Annotated in this window: 14 protein-coding genes and 1 pseudogene; 9 read left to right on the top strand and 6 right to left on the bottom strand. The window is 63.8% G+C overall.

All coding sequences use genetic code 11. The features are described from left to right. Window positions 1–244: 244 nt before the first annotated feature. Window positions 245–760, top strand: a pseudogene (locus BLW22_RS35945) (methyl-accepting chemotaxis protein); the annotation flags it as partial. Between the two features lie 91 nt (window positions 761–851). After that, window positions 852–1,673, top strand: a complete 822-nt coding sequence (locus BLW22_RS10445; protein WP_065926387.1) for a DeoR/GlpR family DNA-binding transcription regulator — start codon at window positions 852–854, stop codon at window positions 1,671–1,673. Between the two features lie 157 nt (window positions 1,674–1,830). On the opposite strand, the gene otnI is transcribed toward BLW22_RS10445, so the two are convergent. From otnI to ltnD, 5 genes are all read right to left on the bottom strand, one after another. Continuing rightward, a complete protein-coding gene (gene otnI, locus BLW22_RS10440) occupies window positions 1,831–2,616 on the bottom strand; it encodes a 2-oxo-tetronate isomerase (protein ID WP_065926388.1) in 786 nt (261 codons plus the stop codon). A 15-nt stretch (window positions 2,617–2,631) separates the two neighbouring features. Then, window positions 2,632–4,092: a GntT/GntP/DsdX family permease gene (locus BLW22_RS10435; RefSeq protein ID WP_074846057.1), complete on the bottom strand. Its 1,461-nt coding sequence runs from the start codon at window positions 4,090–4,092 to the stop codon at window positions 2,632–2,634. A gap of 97 nt (window positions 4,093–4,189) precedes the next feature. Then, window positions 4,190–4,834 (bottom strand): 3-oxo-tetronate 4-phosphate decarboxylase, encoded by a 645-nt coding sequence (otnC, locus tag BLW22_RS10430; protein ID WP_074846055.1) that lies wholly within the window; start codon window positions 4,832–4,834, stop codon window positions 4,190–4,192. After that, window positions 4,831–6,123 (bottom strand): 3-oxo-tetronate kinase, encoded by a 1,293-nt coding sequence (gene otnK, locus BLW22_RS10425; protein WP_074846054.1) that lies wholly within the window; start codon window positions 6,121–6,123, stop codon window positions 4,831–4,833. The genes otnC and otnK overlap by 4 nt, the downstream gene beginning before the upstream one ends. Before the next feature lie 10 nt (window positions 6,124–6,133). Continuing rightward, the gene (ltnD, locus tag BLW22_RS10420; protein ID WP_256097762.1) at window positions 6,134–7,108 is read right to left on the bottom strand and encodes an L-threonate dehydrogenase; all 975 of its coding nucleotides are present in this window, start codon (window positions 7,106–7,108) and stop codon (window positions 6,134–6,136) included. 183 nt (window positions 7,109–7,291) lie between these two features. On the opposite strand from ltnD, the gene BLW22_RS10415 reads away from it, so the two are divergent. From BLW22_RS10415 to BLW22_RS10390, 6 genes are all read left to right on the top strand, one after another. After that, entirely contained in the window at window positions 7,292–7,882 is a 591-nt protein-coding gene (locus BLW22_RS10415) for an amino acid synthesis family protein (protein ID WP_027603604.1), read from the top strand. A gap of 39 nt (window positions 7,883–7,921) precedes the next feature. Further along, window positions 7,922–8,755: an alpha/beta fold hydrolase gene (locus BLW22_RS10410; RefSeq protein ID WP_027603603.1), complete on the top strand. Its 834-nt coding sequence runs from the start codon at window positions 7,922–7,924 to the stop codon at window positions 8,753–8,755. Then, window positions 8,752–10,233 (top strand): aldehyde dehydrogenase, encoded by a 1,482-nt coding sequence (locus BLW22_RS10405; RefSeq protein ID WP_065946547.1) that lies wholly within the window; start codon window positions 8,752–8,754, stop codon window positions 10,231–10,233. The genes BLW22_RS10410 and BLW22_RS10405 overlap by 4 nt, the downstream gene beginning before the upstream one ends. Window positions 10,234–10,245: 12 nt before the next feature. Beyond that, entirely contained in the window at window positions 10,246–10,731 is a 486-nt protein-coding gene (locus BLW22_RS10400) for a flavin reductase family protein (RefSeq protein WP_027603601.1), read from the top strand. Window positions 10,732–10,861: 130 nt separating this feature from the next. Further along, window positions 10,862–11,614, top strand: a complete 753-nt coding sequence (locus BLW22_RS10395) for a GntR family transcriptional regulator (protein WP_027603600.1) — start codon at window positions 10,862–10,864, stop codon at window positions 11,612–11,614. Between the two features lie 2 nt (window positions 11,615–11,616). Continuing rightward, window positions 11,617–12,180 carry an NUDIX hydrolase gene (locus BLW22_RS10390; RefSeq protein ID WP_065926395.1) on the top strand — a complete coding sequence of 188 codons (564 nt, stop codon included), beginning with the start codon at window positions 11,617–11,619 and terminating at the stop codon, window positions 12,178–12,180. A gap of 141 nt (window positions 12,181–12,321) precedes the next feature. Here BLW22_RS10390 and BLW22_RS10385 read toward each other — a convergent pair whose 3' ends face one another. Further along, window positions 12,322–12,615: a DUF1330 domain-containing protein gene (locus BLW22_RS10385; RefSeq protein WP_074846050.1), complete on the bottom strand. Its 294-nt coding sequence runs from the start codon at window positions 12,613–12,615 to the stop codon at window positions 12,322–12,324. Between the two features lie 69 nt (window positions 12,616–12,684). Between BLW22_RS10385 and ribBA the strand changes: the two genes are divergently transcribed. Beyond that, window positions 12,685–13,794 (top strand): bifunctional 3,4-dihydroxy-2-butanone-4-phosphate synthase/GTP cyclohydrolase II, encoded by a 1,110-nt coding sequence (gene ribBA, locus BLW22_RS10380; protein ID WP_074846048.1) that lies wholly within the window; start codon window positions 12,685–12,687, stop codon window positions 13,792–13,794. Window positions 13,795–13,858 lie beyond the last annotated feature (64 nt).

Genomic DNA, 13,858 nt, shown 5'->3' with positions numbered 1-13,858 from the left:
GGCCGCCGGGCGCCAACGTGAAGCCGTGGAGCTGGTAAGCACCGCGTTCAACGAAATGGTAGCCACCGCCAACGAAGTCGCGCGCTCCTGCAGCGCCGCCGCCGCGAGTGCCGACGAGGGTTACCGCGACGTGCACAATGGCCAGCAGCACATCGGCGAAGCCACCGGCAGCGTGCTCAAGCTCAGCGAAGACCTGCAAAAGTCGACCCAGACCATGCAGTTGCTGGAGCAGGACAGCCAGAACATCAACACCATCCTCGACACCATCCGCTCGATCGCCGAACAGACCAACCTGCTGGCACTCAACGCCGCGATTGAAGCCGCGCGCGCCGGTGACCAGGGCCGCGGTTTTGCCGTGGTCGCCGACGAAGTCCGCGCCCTGGCGCGCCGCACTGCCGACTCCACCGGTGAAATCGACAGCCTGCTGGGCAACCTCGCCCGCCGCACCCAGGAAGTCACCCAGCAGATGCAGGGCAGCCTGCTGGTGTCCCACACCAGCGTGGAACGCATCCAGCAGGCCCGCGACAGCTTCGACAAGATCCAAGGCTCGGTGGACTCGATCCGCGACCAGAACACCCAGATCGCCACCGCGGCCGAAGAACAGCACCAAGTGGCCGAAGAGATCAACCGGCACATCGCGCAGATCCATGCCGATGCGCAACTGGTCGAAGGCTTTGCCCACTCGGCGCAGACCGGATCAGGGCGGTTGACGGATATTTCCGGTCAGCTCAAGGGGTTGGTGGGGCGGTTCAAGTTCTGACCGCTGTCACACCGGGGTCGCCGGCGGGGGCGTGTATTGGCTACTATAGCCACGCACTCCCCGCCTCTTACCCAACCACTGCGGAGCCTTAATGCCCAACCCGAAGGACACGGCCACCGACAGCAGCACCCCGATGATTCCCGAGCAGCGTCGCGAACAGATCCTGCGGCAGTTGCGCAAGCATCAGGTGATGAGCGTGCACCAGTTGATGGAGATGTTCGACTGCTCGCACATGACCGTGCGCCGCGATATCGCCCTGCTGGAGCAGGAAGGCCGGGCGTACTCCGTCACCGGTGGGGTCCGGATCGCCAGCCAGTTGCACAGCGAACCCAGCCATCAATCCAAAGCCGTGGTGGAGTTGCCGCAAAAGCAGGCGATGGCGCGACTGGCCGCACGGTTGCTGCACGCGGACATGACGGTGTACCTGGATGCCGGCACCAGCACCCTGGAGATCGTCCCGTATATCAAGGCGCTGTCGGGGATGACCGTGGTCACCAATGACTTCGGGATCGTGCAGGCCCTGATGGATGCGACGCAGGTCACGGTGATCCACACCGGCGGCCAACTGGACCATGACAACCATTCTTCCGTCGGCGGGCTGGCCGTGGCAACCCTGCGCCAGGTGGTGACGGACATCGCCTTTGTGTCCACCAGCTCCTGGGATTTGCACCGAGGTATCACCACCCCCTCGGCGCTGAAAGTCGAGGTCAAGCAAGTGGCGATGCAATCGGCGTCCCAGGTGGTGCTGGTGGCGAGCAGTTCCAAATACGGCACCTTCAGCATGTACCGCATCGCCGGGCTGGAACCGTTCGACGTGATCATCAGCGACGACGCCCTGGCCCCGGCAGCGGCAGATGGCATCCGCAAGCGCGGGATTGAATTGATGCTGCCGGGTGATCCGTTGCCGGCGTGATGCCCTCCCTTTGTAGGAGAGGTCGAGCTTTAGCTAGGCTTCGATGGCGGTGGCAGGGTTGGTAGAGGTGTTGGCTGACATACCGCTATCGGGGGCAAGTCGAATCGTCGCACCGCCCCTCCCACATTTGAACCGAACCGACACAGAGGCTCGTCGACTACCGAGCCGCTTTCCAGTCCCGCAACCATTGCAGGCCCGCCGAGGTGTCGCCCTTTGGCCGGTATTCGCAGCCGACCCAGCCGTCGTAGCCCAACTGGTCCATCAGTTCGAACAGGAACCCATAGTTCAGCTCGCCCAGGTCAGGCTCGTGACGGTCCGGTACCCCGGCAATCTGGATATGGCCAATGCCGTCGAAATCGCGACGCAGCTTGGTGGCCAAGTCGCCTTCGACGATCTGGCAGTGGTAGCAGTCGAACTGCACCTTGAGGTTGCGCGCGCCGACCTCCCGGCAGATGGCGTGGGCCTGGTCCTGGCGATTGAGGAAAAACCCCGGCATGTCGCGGGTGTTGATCGGTTCCAGCAACACGGTGACGCCAACCTCAGCCGCAGCGGCGCTGGCGTAGGCGAGGTTTTCCAGGTACACGGCCTGATGGCGCTGGCGCAGGCTTTCCGAGGGCAGCAAGCCGGCCATGACGTGCACGCGGTCGTTGCCGAGCACGGCGGCGTATTCCAGGGCCCGGTCGAAGCCACTGCGAAACTCGGCCTCACGCCCCGGCAGCGAGGCGATACCGCGCTCCCCCGCCGCCCAATCGCCCGGTGGTGCATTGAACAGGGCCTGGACCAGGCCGTTGTCACTCAGGCGTTGCTTGAGTGCCTCGGCGCTGTAGTCATAGGGGAACAGGTATTCCACCGCGTCAAAACCATCGGCCTTCGCGGCACTAAAGCGCTCGAGAAAGTCATGTTGCGGGTAAAGCATGCTCAGGTTGGCGGCAAAACGAGGCATAGAAACTCCTGGAAATCAGACAAAAGGCCAGATCAACAATGTAATCACGAAACCCAAGGTACCGAGCAAGGTGGTGATCACCGTCCACGTGCGCAGACCGTCGGCCACGTTGAGCCCGGCGAGCTTGGTGAAGATCCAGTAGCCGGCGTCGTTGATATGCGACATCGCCAGCCCGCCACCGCCCATGGCCAGGCACAGCAGCGCCAGGTGGTTGGGCGTGAGGTTGAGGGTCACGATCAGCGGGCTGATGATCCCTGCCGTGGTCACCAGGGCCACGGTGGTCGACCCCTGCACCGCGCGCAGCAACATGGTCAGTAAAAAGCCCAGGGCCAGCACCGGCAGGCCGGTGGTGCGCAGCATGTCGGAGACTACCGCGCCGATGCCGGTGTCCACCAGCACCTTGCCGAACACGCCACCGGCGCCGGCGATCAGGATCACCATGGCCACGCCCGGCAAGGCCGAGCCGATCACATCCGACACCTGGCTGCGGCTCCAACCCCGGCGCGAACCCAGCAACCAGGCGCACAGCAAGGTGTCGATCAGCAGCGCCACCAACGGCGCGCCCAACACGGTCATCACCCCACGCAACGCCGATTCGATCGGCAGCAGCGAGGTGGCCAGGGTGCCCAGCAAAATCAGCACAATCGGCAGCAGGATCAGGCTCACAATCAGGCCAAAACCGGGTGCAGGCGCCGCCGGCAGCTTGGCGGCAATGGCGCTGGTGGACTCTTCCAATCCCATATGGGACTCGGCCACGGCGCTCTGTCGTACCGCCTGGTGATTGCCGTTGGCCCAGGCCCGCAGGTCTTCATTGGTCACGTGAGGGCCATAGACTTCTGCACGGATATCGTCGGTCATCGGATAGAAGCGCCGGGTCATGCGTCCCGCCACGCGGTAGCCGATGTAGCACAACAATGCGGTGATCGGCAGGCCGAACATCAGTACCCGGCCCAGGTCAGCGCCCAGTTGGCTGGCGGCGGCTACGGCGCCCGGATGGGGCGGCAGGAAGGCATGCACGGTGAGCAGCGCCGCACACATCGGCAAGGCGAACACCAGCAGCGGCTTGCGCGCCCGGCGTGCCACGCCATAGGCCAACGGCATCAGGATGATCACCCCGACTTCAAAGAACACCGGCACGCCGATGATGAACCCGGCGATGGTCAGCGCCAGCGGCGTACGGCTGTTGCCGAAGCGCTCGATCAACGACTTGGCCAGGGCCTCGGCACCGCCGGACAGCTCGATGATCCGCCCGATCATCGCGCCCAGGGCAATGATGATCGCGATATGGCCAAGGGTCTTGCCCATGCCGCCCTCGATCGTCGCCACCAGGTCAGCCGGTTTCACCCCGGCCACCAGCGCCACCACGATACTCACCAGCATCAACGCGACAAACGGCTGGAATTTGTACCTGAGGACCAGAAACAGCAGCAGCGCGATACCCGCGCCAGCGGTCAACATCAAAATCAGTGGGCTCATTCGAGAATGTCCTGTTGTTATTGTTTTTTCAGGCAAGCCGGGTCCGTCGAGCGTCAAACCAGACGCTCGGGCAGCACTTGCCGTGTCGTCTTGCGGGTTACCAGTGCGCGCCGAACGTCTCGCGCAATTCATCCAGTGCAGCCTGATTCAACGGCGCCGGCCGGGGGTTGCTCATCAACCACAACCGTGCGGTTTCTTCCAACTCTTCCAGGGCGTAGCTGGCCTTGGCCACCGAACTCTCCCAGACCACCGGCCCCAGGCGTTCGAGCATCACCCCTCGCACGCTGTTGGCCAGTTGCGCGACCTGCTCGGCGACCTTGGGCGAACCCGGACGCTGATAGCCGATCAAGGGAATGTGACCGACCTTCATCACCTGGTAAGGCGTGAGCGGCGGCAAGATATCCTCCGCGCTCCACACACCTGCCAGGGTCAGCGCAACCAGGTGGGTGGAGTGGGTGTGCACCACACCGCCCACCGAGGGGTTGCGGTCATACACCTGGCGATGCAGGGCCAGGGTCTTGGACGGTTTGTCCCCGGACACCCACTCGCCCTTCAGGTTGACCTTGGCAATAGCGCCTGGCACGAGGCGCCCGAGGCAGACATCGGTGGGGGTGATCAGCCAGCCATCGTCGAGGCGCGCACTGATATTGCCGGCGCTGCCGACGGTGTAGCCACGCTGGTACAGGCTGTGGCCGACATCGCAGATTTCTTCGCGCAGGGCCTGTTCGTCGATGCCAGTCACTGGGCACCTCCGGCCAGGTGCGCGAGGGCTTTGGCGAAGAACTCACGGCCACCGAAGTTGCCGGATTTGAGCGCCAGCGCCAGCGGCTCGGCGGAACTGCTGACGGTGGCCGGCACGCCAGGGTCGATCTGCGCACCAATCTGCAATAGGTTGACGCCGAGGGCCTTGACCACCGCGCCGGAGGTTTCCCCGCCGGCGATCACGAAACGCCGCACGCCTTGCTCGCGCAAGCCCGCGGCGATCTCGCCCAAGGCGTTCTCCACCAGGGCCCCGGCGCGCTCGACGCCGAGCCGCTCTTGCACGGCCTTGACCTCGGCCGGGGTGCTGGTGGCGTAGATCAATACGGTGTGTGCGCTGTCGCGGGCAAACGCCAGCGCCTGCGCCACCACCGGCTCACCGGCAGCCAGGGCGATGGGATCAATGCGCAATGCCGGGCGACCCGCCTCGCACCAGGCCGCGACCTGGCCGAGGGTCGCTACCGAGGCACTGCCGGCGAGCACCACCTCGCCACCGCTGATAGTCGGCAGCGTCGCCGCATCGAAGTCGCGCAGCTTACCGGCACGGCGGAAATTGCCTGGCAAACCCAAGGCCAGGCCCGAGCCGCCCGTGAGCAAAGGCAAGTCGGCGCAGGCGCTGCCGAGGGTGTAGAGGTCTTGATCGGACAGCGCATCGGCGATGGCAATGCCCACGCCTTGCTCGCGCAGTTCGGCGATTTTTTTACGGGTCGCCTCGACGCCCGCGGCGATGCTGTCGTACCGCAGCAGCCCGACCGGCAGTTGCGTCTGGCTCTGCAGCACGCGCACCAGATTCGCGTCGCCCATGGGCGTCAGCGGGTGATGTTGCATGCCCGACTCATTGAGCAGCTGGTCCTGCACAAACAGGTGGCCACGGAAAATCGTCCGGCCGTTTTCCGGGAACGCCGGGCAGGCCAGGGTGAAATCACTGCCCAGCGCCTTGAGCAAGGCCTCGCTGACCTGGCCGATATTGCCGGCGGCAGTGGAGTCAAAGGTCGAGCAATACTTGAAGAAAATCTGTTCGCAGCCCTGCTCGCGCAGCCAGTCCAGCGCGGCCAGGGATTCCTCCACAGCCTCTGCGACCGGCATGGTACGCGACTTGAGGGCGATGACGATGGCGTCCGCATCCAGCCCGTCCGCGACTTCGCGGCTGGGGATGCCAATGCTCTGCACCGTGCGCATACCGCCGCGCACCAGCATGTTGGCCAGGTCGGTGGCGCCGGTGAAATCGTCGGCGATGCAGCCCAGCAACGGGCGCGTGGTGTGGTTAGTCATAAAGCGTTCCTTACACCGGCTCGGGCTTGGCAGTCGGCAGGTCGATGCCGGGGAAAATCTTGATCACCGCCGAGTCGTCCTCGCGGCCAAAACCGGCGCTGGAAGCCTGCATGAACATCTGGTGCGCAGTGGCCGACAACGGCAGCGGGAATTTGCTCGCACGCGCGGTATCCAGCACCAGGCCGAGGTCCTTGACGAAAATATCCACCGCCGACAGTGGCGTGTAGTCGGCCTTGAGAATGTGCGGCACGCGGTTTTCGAACATCCAGGAATTGCCGGCGCTGTGGGTGATCACCTCGTACAAGGCATCGGCGTCCACGCCTTCGCGCAGGCCCAGGGCCATGGCTTCGGCGGAGGCGGCGATGTGCACGCCGGCGAGCAACTGGTTGATGATCTTGACCTTGGAGCCCAAACCATGGACGTCGCCCAGGCGATACACCTTGCCGGCCATGCCCGCCAGCACTGCATCGGCCTTGGCATAAGCGGCCTGCGGGCCGGAGGTCATCATGGTCATCTCACCGGCGGCGGCCTTGGCCGCACCGCCGGAAATCGGCGCATCCAGGTACAGCAGGCCGTGTTCGCCCAAGCGCTGGCCGAGGTCCACGGCGTAGGTCGGGGCCACGGTGGCACAGCCGATCACCAGGCTGGCGGGACGCAGCGCCGCCACGGCACCGCCCTCACCAAACAGCACGGTCTCGGTCTGCTCGGCGTTGACCACCACGGTGATGAGCACATCACAGGCCTCGGCCATCTGCGCCGGCGACGCGCACGCCACCCCGCCTTCGCCGGCGAACTGCCGGGTAACCGCCTCGCGTACATCACAGGCATGCACATTGAAACCTGCGCGCAACAGCGAGCGGGCAATGCCCAGCCCCATCGCGCCCAGACCGATCACACCGACATTCTTATTATTCATGGGGTACTCCAGGGGAAAACGGCGGCTGACACCACACCGGCGAGCCGCGTTGGAATTGGGATCGATCATCCACCAATGAACGGATTATGTGAAGTATTTTTTCGATCTAACATTTTTTAACATCGCCACAAGAAGAATTTCACACCCCCTTTATCGCCTTACCCACGCAAACTCATTTGCGACGCTTGTGCTTTACGTATTATGGTATACCATCATACGCAATCCACTCCCCCACACCTGATGGAGCCGCTCATGAGTTTCGAAATTCGCAAGATCGTCAGCTACGTTGAAGAAACCTTTATCGAAGGCGGCAAGGCCTCGGATACCCCGGTGAAGATGGTCGGCCTCGCCGTGGTGCTGAAGAATCCATGGCTGGGTCGTGGCTTCGTCGAAGACCTCAAGCCGGAAATCCGGGCCAATTGCTCCGACCTCGGCGCGCTGATGGTCGAGCGCCTGGTGGGCATCATTGGCGGCGCCGAAAACATCGAGGCGTATGGCAAGGCTGCTGTGGTCGGGGCCGATGGCGAGATCGAACACGCCAGCGCGATCATCCATACCCTGCGCTTCGGCAATCACTACCGCGAAGCGGTCAAGGCCAAGAGCTACCTGAGCTTCACCAACAAGCGCGGCGGCCCGGGCACCTCGATCCAGATCCCGATGATGCACAAGGACGACGAAGGCCTGCGTTCGCACTACATCACCCTGGAAATGCACATCGAGGATTCGCCGCGTGCCGATGAAATCGTCGTGGTATTGGGCTGCGCCGATGGCGGCCGCCTGCACCCTCGTATCGGCAACCGCTATATCGACCTGGAAGAGCTGGCCGCTGAAAAAGCCCAGTAAGCAAGACCGGCCAAAACAAAAAGCATGCAGGAGCGCTCCATGATTCGGCTCACCGCTGAACGCACCCCGGCTGGCACCAGTTATCTGGCGACCGGCCAAGGCCAGCCTGTGGTTTTGATCCACGGCGTGGGCCTGAATAAAGAAATGTGGGGCGGGCAAGTCGTTGGCCTGGCCACGAATTACCGCGTGATCACCTATGACATGCTCGGCCATGGCGCCAGCCCGCGCCCGGCCGCCGGCACGCCGCTGCTGGGGTATGCCGATCAGTTGCTGGAGCTGCTCGACCACCTGCAATTGCCCCAGGCCACGGTGATCGGTTTTTCCATGGGCGGCCTGGTCGCCCGGGCGTTTGCCCTGCACTACCCCGAGCGCCTCACATCCCTGGTAGTGCTCAACAGTGTGTTCAACCGCAGCCCCGAACAGCGTGCCGGCGTGATCGCACGCACCGCCCAGGCCGCCGAACACGGCCCGGATGCGAATGCCGAAGCTGCGCTGTCGCGCTGGTTCAGCCGTGAATACCAGGCGGCCAACCCGGCGCAGATCGCCGCCCTGCGTGAAACCCTGGCGGGCAACGACCCCCAGGGCTACCTGACTACCTACGAACTGTTTGCGACCCAGGACATGTACCGCGCCGACGACCTCAAGGGCTTGCGCGTACCGACCCTGGTCGCCACCGGCGAACTCGACCCCGGTTCAACCCCGGAAATGGCCCGGCAACTGGCCGATCGTATTCCCGGCGCCACCGTTGCGGTGCTGGCCGAGCAACGGCATATGATGCCGGTAGAATCGCCACGCCTGGTCAACCAGCTGCTGCTGGGCTTCCTCGACACGGTGTACGCCCAAAACAATCCAATCAAGGGGATCGTTGCATGACACTCGCACGCTTCCAGATGTGCATCGGCGGTGAATGGGTCGATGCCCTGTCCGGCAAGACTTTCGACAGCCTCAACCCGGCCCTGGCCGAACCCTGGGCGCAACTGCCCGACGCCGATGAGGCCGATGTGGAGCGCGCCGTGCAGGCCGCCCAAAGCGCCTTCGACAGCCCGGCCTGGCGTGGCCTCACCGCCACCGCACGGGGCAAATTGCTGCGCCGCCTGGGTGACCTGATCGCCGACAACAAGGAGCAACTGGCCCAGCTCGAAAGCCGCGACAACGGCAAGTTGATCCGCGAAACCCGTGGCCAGGTCAGCTACCTGCCGGAGTTTTTCCACTACACCGCCGGCCTGGCCGACAAGCTCGAAGGCGGCACCCTGCCGCTGGACAAGCCGGACCTGTTCGCCTACACCGTGCACGAAGCCATGGGCGTGGTCGCCGCGATCATTCCGTGGAACAGCCCGCTGTACCTGACCGCGATCAAACTCGCGCCGGCCCTGGCGGCGGGCAATACCATCGTGATCAAACCGTCGGAACACGCCTCGGCGACCATCCTCGAACTCGCGCGCCTGGCCCTCGAAGCCGGGATCCCAGCGGGCGTGGTCAACGTGGTCACCGGCTACGGCCCCAGCACCGGCGCCGCCCTCACCCGGCACCCACTGGTACGCAAGATCGCCTTCACCGGCGGCGCGGCCACGGCCCGCCACGTGGTGCGCAGCAGCGCGGAGAACTTCGCCAGGCTGTCCCTGGAACTGGGCGGCAAATCGCCGAATATCATCTTTGCCGACGCCGACCTCGACAGCGCCATCAACGGTGCAATTGCCGGTATCTACGCGGCGTCCGGGCAGAGCTGCGTGTCCGGTTCGCGCCTGCTGGTGCAGGATGAGATCTACGACGAATTCGTCGAGCGCCTGGTGGCGCGTGCCGAGCGCATCCGCATCGGCAACCCCCAGGACGACGCCAGCGAAATGGGGCCCATGGCCACCGCGCAGCAACTGGCCGTGGTCGAGGGCTTGGTCGCCGATGCCATCGCTGAAGGCGCGCGCCTGCGCACCGGTGGCAAACGCCCGCAGAACCTCGGTGAAGGCTGGTTCTATGAGCCAACCTTGTTCGAGTGCGACAGCAACTCGATGAAGATCATGCAGGAAGAAGTGTTCGGCCCGGTGGCCTCGGTCATCCGTTTCAAGGACGAAGCCGAAGCGCTGGCCATCGCCAACGACTCGCAATTCGGCCTCGCCGCCGGCATCTGGACCCGCGACCTCGGCCGCGCCCACCGCCTGGCGCGGGACGTGCGCTCGGGGATCATCTGGGTCAACACCTACCGTGCCGTGTCGGCAATGGCGCCTATCGGCGGCTTCAAGAACAGCGGCTACGGCCGTGAAAGCGGCATTGATTCGGTGCTCGCCTACACCGAGCTGAAGACGGTGTGGATCAACCTCTCCCAGGCGCCCATGCCTGATCCTTTCGTGATGCGCTAAGAGACCCCGACCATGATCGAACCCGGCATTTACAAAGACGTCATGAGCTCATTCCCCTCCGGGGTCACGGTGGTCACCACCCTCGACCCGGACGGCGGTATCGTCGGCATTACCGCCAGTGCGTTCAGCGCGCTGTCGATCGACCCGGCGCTGGTGCTGTTCTGCCCTAACTATGGGTCGGACACCTACCCGATCCTGCGCGACAGCAAGCGCTTCGCGATCCACTTGCTGTCCGCCGACCAGACCGCCGAGGCCTATGCTTTCGCCAGCAAAGGCAAGGAAAAGGCCAAGGGCATCGAGTGGCACCTGAGCGAGTTGGGCAACCCGCTGCTGGCCAAGGCCACGGCGATCATTGAGTGCGAACTGTGGCGCGAATACGACGGCGGCGATCACGCGATCATCGTCGGCGCGGTAAAGAACCTGATCCTGCCCAAGGAGCCGGTCACGCCGATGATCTACCACAAGGGCAAGCTGGGCCCGCTGCCGGCCCTGGCCTGAGGCGCGCGGGGGCCGTGAGGGTTTGTCGCTTAAGGAACGCAGCATGATAAACTTGGGCACGATTTTCGGCCCTCAATCGGCCCCGGCCGGCCGAGGCCTCCAGTTAACCGCTAAATTCAGAGCAGACCCCATGAAACGCGCGCCCCTCGACGACAGCTTCAAGGTCAATCACAACCCGGTCACCCTGCGCGAAATCGTGCTGGAAAAACTGCGCAGCGCCATCATGAACTTCCAACTGCTGCCCGGTGACCGCCTGGTGGAGCGCGACCTGTGCGACCGCCTCGGCGTCAGCCGCACCTCGGTACGCGAAGCCTTGCGTCACCTGGAGTCCGAAGGCCTGGTGGAATTCGCCGATGCCAAGGGCCCGCAGGTGGCGATCATCACCCTGGCCGACGCCGTCGACATCTATGAACTGCGCTGCGTGCTCGAAGGCTTGATCGTGCAGCTGTTTACCCTGCGCGCCAAGGCCAAGGACATCAAGGCCCTGGAAAAAGCCCTGGAAGAAAACCGCAAGGCCCTCAAGGACGGTGAGCTGCAACAGGTCATCGACTCGGTCCAGGGCTTCTACGACGTGCTGCTCGAAGGTTCGGGCAACCATGTGGCGGCCACCCAGTTGCGCCAGTTGCAAGCGCGCATCAGCTACCTGCGCGCCACCTCGGTGTCCCAGGAAAACCGTCGCGGCACCAGTAACCAGGAAATGGAACGCATGGTCCAGGCGATCAAGAGCGGCGACCCGCTGGCGGCCCACCAGGCCTGCGTCGATCACGTGCGCGCCGCCGCCGCTGTGGCCCTGGACTACCTCAAGCGCAAACAGGAAGAAACCGGCAAGATTCCGGAAATCACCCTGCCCATCGCGCTGAAAGAACCGCGCATAGGTCACTGACCTTGGCCAGCCCCAGTTTTTGCCCGACATGCGGCGGCAGTGACCTCGGTCACCAGCTGCCACCGGGCGATACCCATGAGCGCCTGATGTGCCGGGGCTGCGGCTATATCCACTACATCAACCCCAAGATCATCGCCGGCTGCATCATCGAGCAGGACGGCAAATACCTGCTGTGCCAACGGGCGATCCCGCCCCGCCCGGGCACCTGGACCTTGCCTGCCGGCTTTATGGAAGGTGGCGAAACCACTGAGCAGGCGGCGTTGCGTGAAGTCTGGGAAGAAAGCGGCGTACGCGCCGAGATCCTCTCGCCCTACTCGATCTTCAGCGTGCCCAGGATCAGCGAGGTGTACATCATCTTCCGCGCCATCGCGCTGGAGATCACCGGCCAGTTCGGCCCGGAAACCCTCGACTACAAGTTCTTCGCGCCCGAGGAGATTCCCTGGGAGAGCATCTACTACCCGGCGATCCGGCAGATTCTCGAACGGTATATCGAGGAACGCCAGGCTGGGGTGTATGGCATCTATATCGGTAATGACGACAGCGGCAAGATCCACTTTATCCGCTGATCTCACGGCTAAACACGGATCAAAATGTGGGAGGGGGCTTGCTCCCGATAGCACTATGTCAGTCAATACATGAAGTGACTGAACTACCGCCATCGGGAGCAAGCCCCCTCCCACCTCTGAATCGGTTTATACCTGAAAAAATCAGGGCGCCAACCCTTCCACAATGATGATCTGCGCCACCCCCACCCCTTCACGGTGCGCCTTCGCCTCCTGATATTCGGCAGATTCGTAGCACGCCACCGCCTGCTCATAGCTCTCAAACTCAATCACCACATTACGCTGCCGTGCCGGCCCGCCTTCCATTGCCTCGCTGCGCCCGCCCCTGGCCAGGAACCGCCCGCCAAACTTCGCAAACGCCGCCGGCGCGCGCTGGGTGTACTGCGTGTATTGCTCGGCATCGGACACATCCACATGGGCAATCCAGTAGGCCTTCATCGTGACATCCTCTTGTTGAGTTTTTGTGGTATACCATAATACATACAACCAACAAATCGAGCACTCTCCATGTCCTTCAACAGCATCGCAGACATCATCGAAGACTACCGCCAAGGCAAGATGGTGCTCCTGGTGGACGACGAAGACCGGGAAAACGAAGGCGACCTGTTGCTGCCTGCGGCCTGCTGTACCGCCGAGACTATCAGTTTCATGGCTCGCGAAGCCCGTGGCCTGATCTGCCTGACCCTCACCGACGAACACTGCCAGCGCCTGGGCCTGGAACAGATGGTGCCGAGCAATGGCAGCGTGTTCAGCACCGCGTTTACCGTGTCCATCGAAGCCGCCAGCGGCGTGACTACCGGCATCTCCGCCGCCGACCGCGCACGCACCGTGGCAGCGGCCGTAGATGTCAATGCCGGGCCGGCCGACATCGTGCAGCCGGGGCATATCTTCCCGTTGCGCGCCAAGGATGGCGGCGTGTTGACGCGCGCCGGCCACACCGAAGCCGGCTGCGACTTGGCGCGCCTGGCCGGGCACACCCCGGCGTCGGTGATCGTCGAAGTGATGAACGACGACGGCACCATGGCCCGCCGCCCCGACCTGGAAATCTTCGCGCGCAAGCACGGCATCAAGATCGGCACCATCGCCGACCTGATCCACTATCGCCTCAGCACCGAACGCACCGTGGTGCGCATCGGTGAACGCGACCTGCCCACGGTGCACGGCACATTCCGCCTGATCACCTTTGAAGACCGCATCGACGGCGGCGTGCACATGGCCATGGTGATGGGCCAGTTGCGCCGCGATACCCCGGCGCTGGTGCGCGTGCATGTGATCGACCCGCTGCGCGACCTGGTCGGTGCCGACTACAGCGGCCCGTCCAACTGGACGCTGTGGGCGGCCTTGCAACGTGTCGCCGCTGAAGGCACTGGCGTAGTGGTGGTGCTAGCCAACCATGAGTCGTCCCAGGCGCTGCTGGAACGCGTGCCGCAACTGACCCAGGCGCCGCGCCAGTTCAACCGTTCGCAGTCGCGCATCTATTCTGAAGTGGGCACCGGGGCGCAGATCTTGCAGGACCTCGGCGTCGGCAAGCTGCGTCACCTCGGCCCGCCCCTCAAATACGCCGGGCTGACCGGCTACGACCTGGAGGTGGTCGAGAGCATTCCCTTCACCGAATGACGGATAACCGGTAAGGCAAAATGCTTGCACAAAGTTTGGAATACCATAATATGATATTCCATAG

Source organism: Pseudomonas marginalis, assembly GCF_900105325.1.
Classification (GTDB): Bacteria; Pseudomonadota; Gammaproteobacteria; order Pseudomonadales; family Pseudomonadaceae; genus Aquipseudomonas; species Aquipseudomonas marginalis.
This window is presented reverse-complemented; position numbering and strand designations above follow the sequence as displayed.

Excerpts from the sequence above, each read along its gene's own strand:
- BLW22_RS10445 (WP_065926387.1), top strand. The coding sequence starts at position 852 with ATGCCCAACCCGAAGGACACGGCCACCGACAGCAGCACCCCGATGATT.
- otnI (WP_065926388.1), bottom strand. The coding sequence starts at position 2,616 with ATGCCTCGTTTTGCCGCCAACCTGAGCATGCTTTACCCGCAACATGAC.
- BLW22_RS10435 (WP_074846057.1), bottom strand. The coding sequence starts at position 4,092 with ATGAGCCCACTGATTTTGATGTTGACCGCTGGCGCGGGTATCGCGCTG.
- otnK (WP_074846054.1), bottom strand. The coding sequence starts at position 6,123 with ATGACTAACCACACCACGCGCCCGTTGCTGGGCTGCATCGCCGACGAT.
- ltnD (WP_256097762.1), bottom strand. The coding sequence starts at position 7,108 with ATGATCGATCCCAATTCCAACGCGGCTCGCCGGTGTGGTGTCAGCCGC.
- BLW22_RS10415 (WP_027603604.1), top strand. The coding sequence starts at position 7,292 with ATGAGTTTCGAAATTCGCAAGATCGTCAGCTACGTTGAAGAAACCTTT.
- BLW22_RS10410 (WP_027603603.1), top strand. The coding sequence starts at position 7,922 with ATGATTCGGCTCACCGCTGAACGCACCCCGGCTGGCACCAGTTATCTG.
- BLW22_RS10405 (WP_065946547.1), top strand. The coding sequence starts at position 8,752 with ATGACACTCGCACGCTTCCAGATGTGCATCGGCGGTGAATGGGTCGAT.
- BLW22_RS10400 (WP_027603601.1), top strand. The coding sequence starts at position 10,246 with ATGATCGAACCCGGCATTTACAAAGACGTCATGAGCTCATTCCCCTCC.
- BLW22_RS10395 (WP_027603600.1), top strand. The coding sequence starts at position 10,862 with ATGAAACGCGCGCCCCTCGACGACAGCTTCAAGGTCAATCACAACCCG.
- BLW22_RS10385 (WP_074846050.1), bottom strand. The coding sequence starts at position 12,615 with ATGAAGGCCTACTGGATTGCCCATGTGGATGTGTCCGATGCCGAGCAA.
- ribBA (WP_074846048.1), top strand. The coding sequence starts at position 12,685 with ATGTCCTTCAACAGCATCGCAGACATCATCGAAGACTACCGCCAAGGC.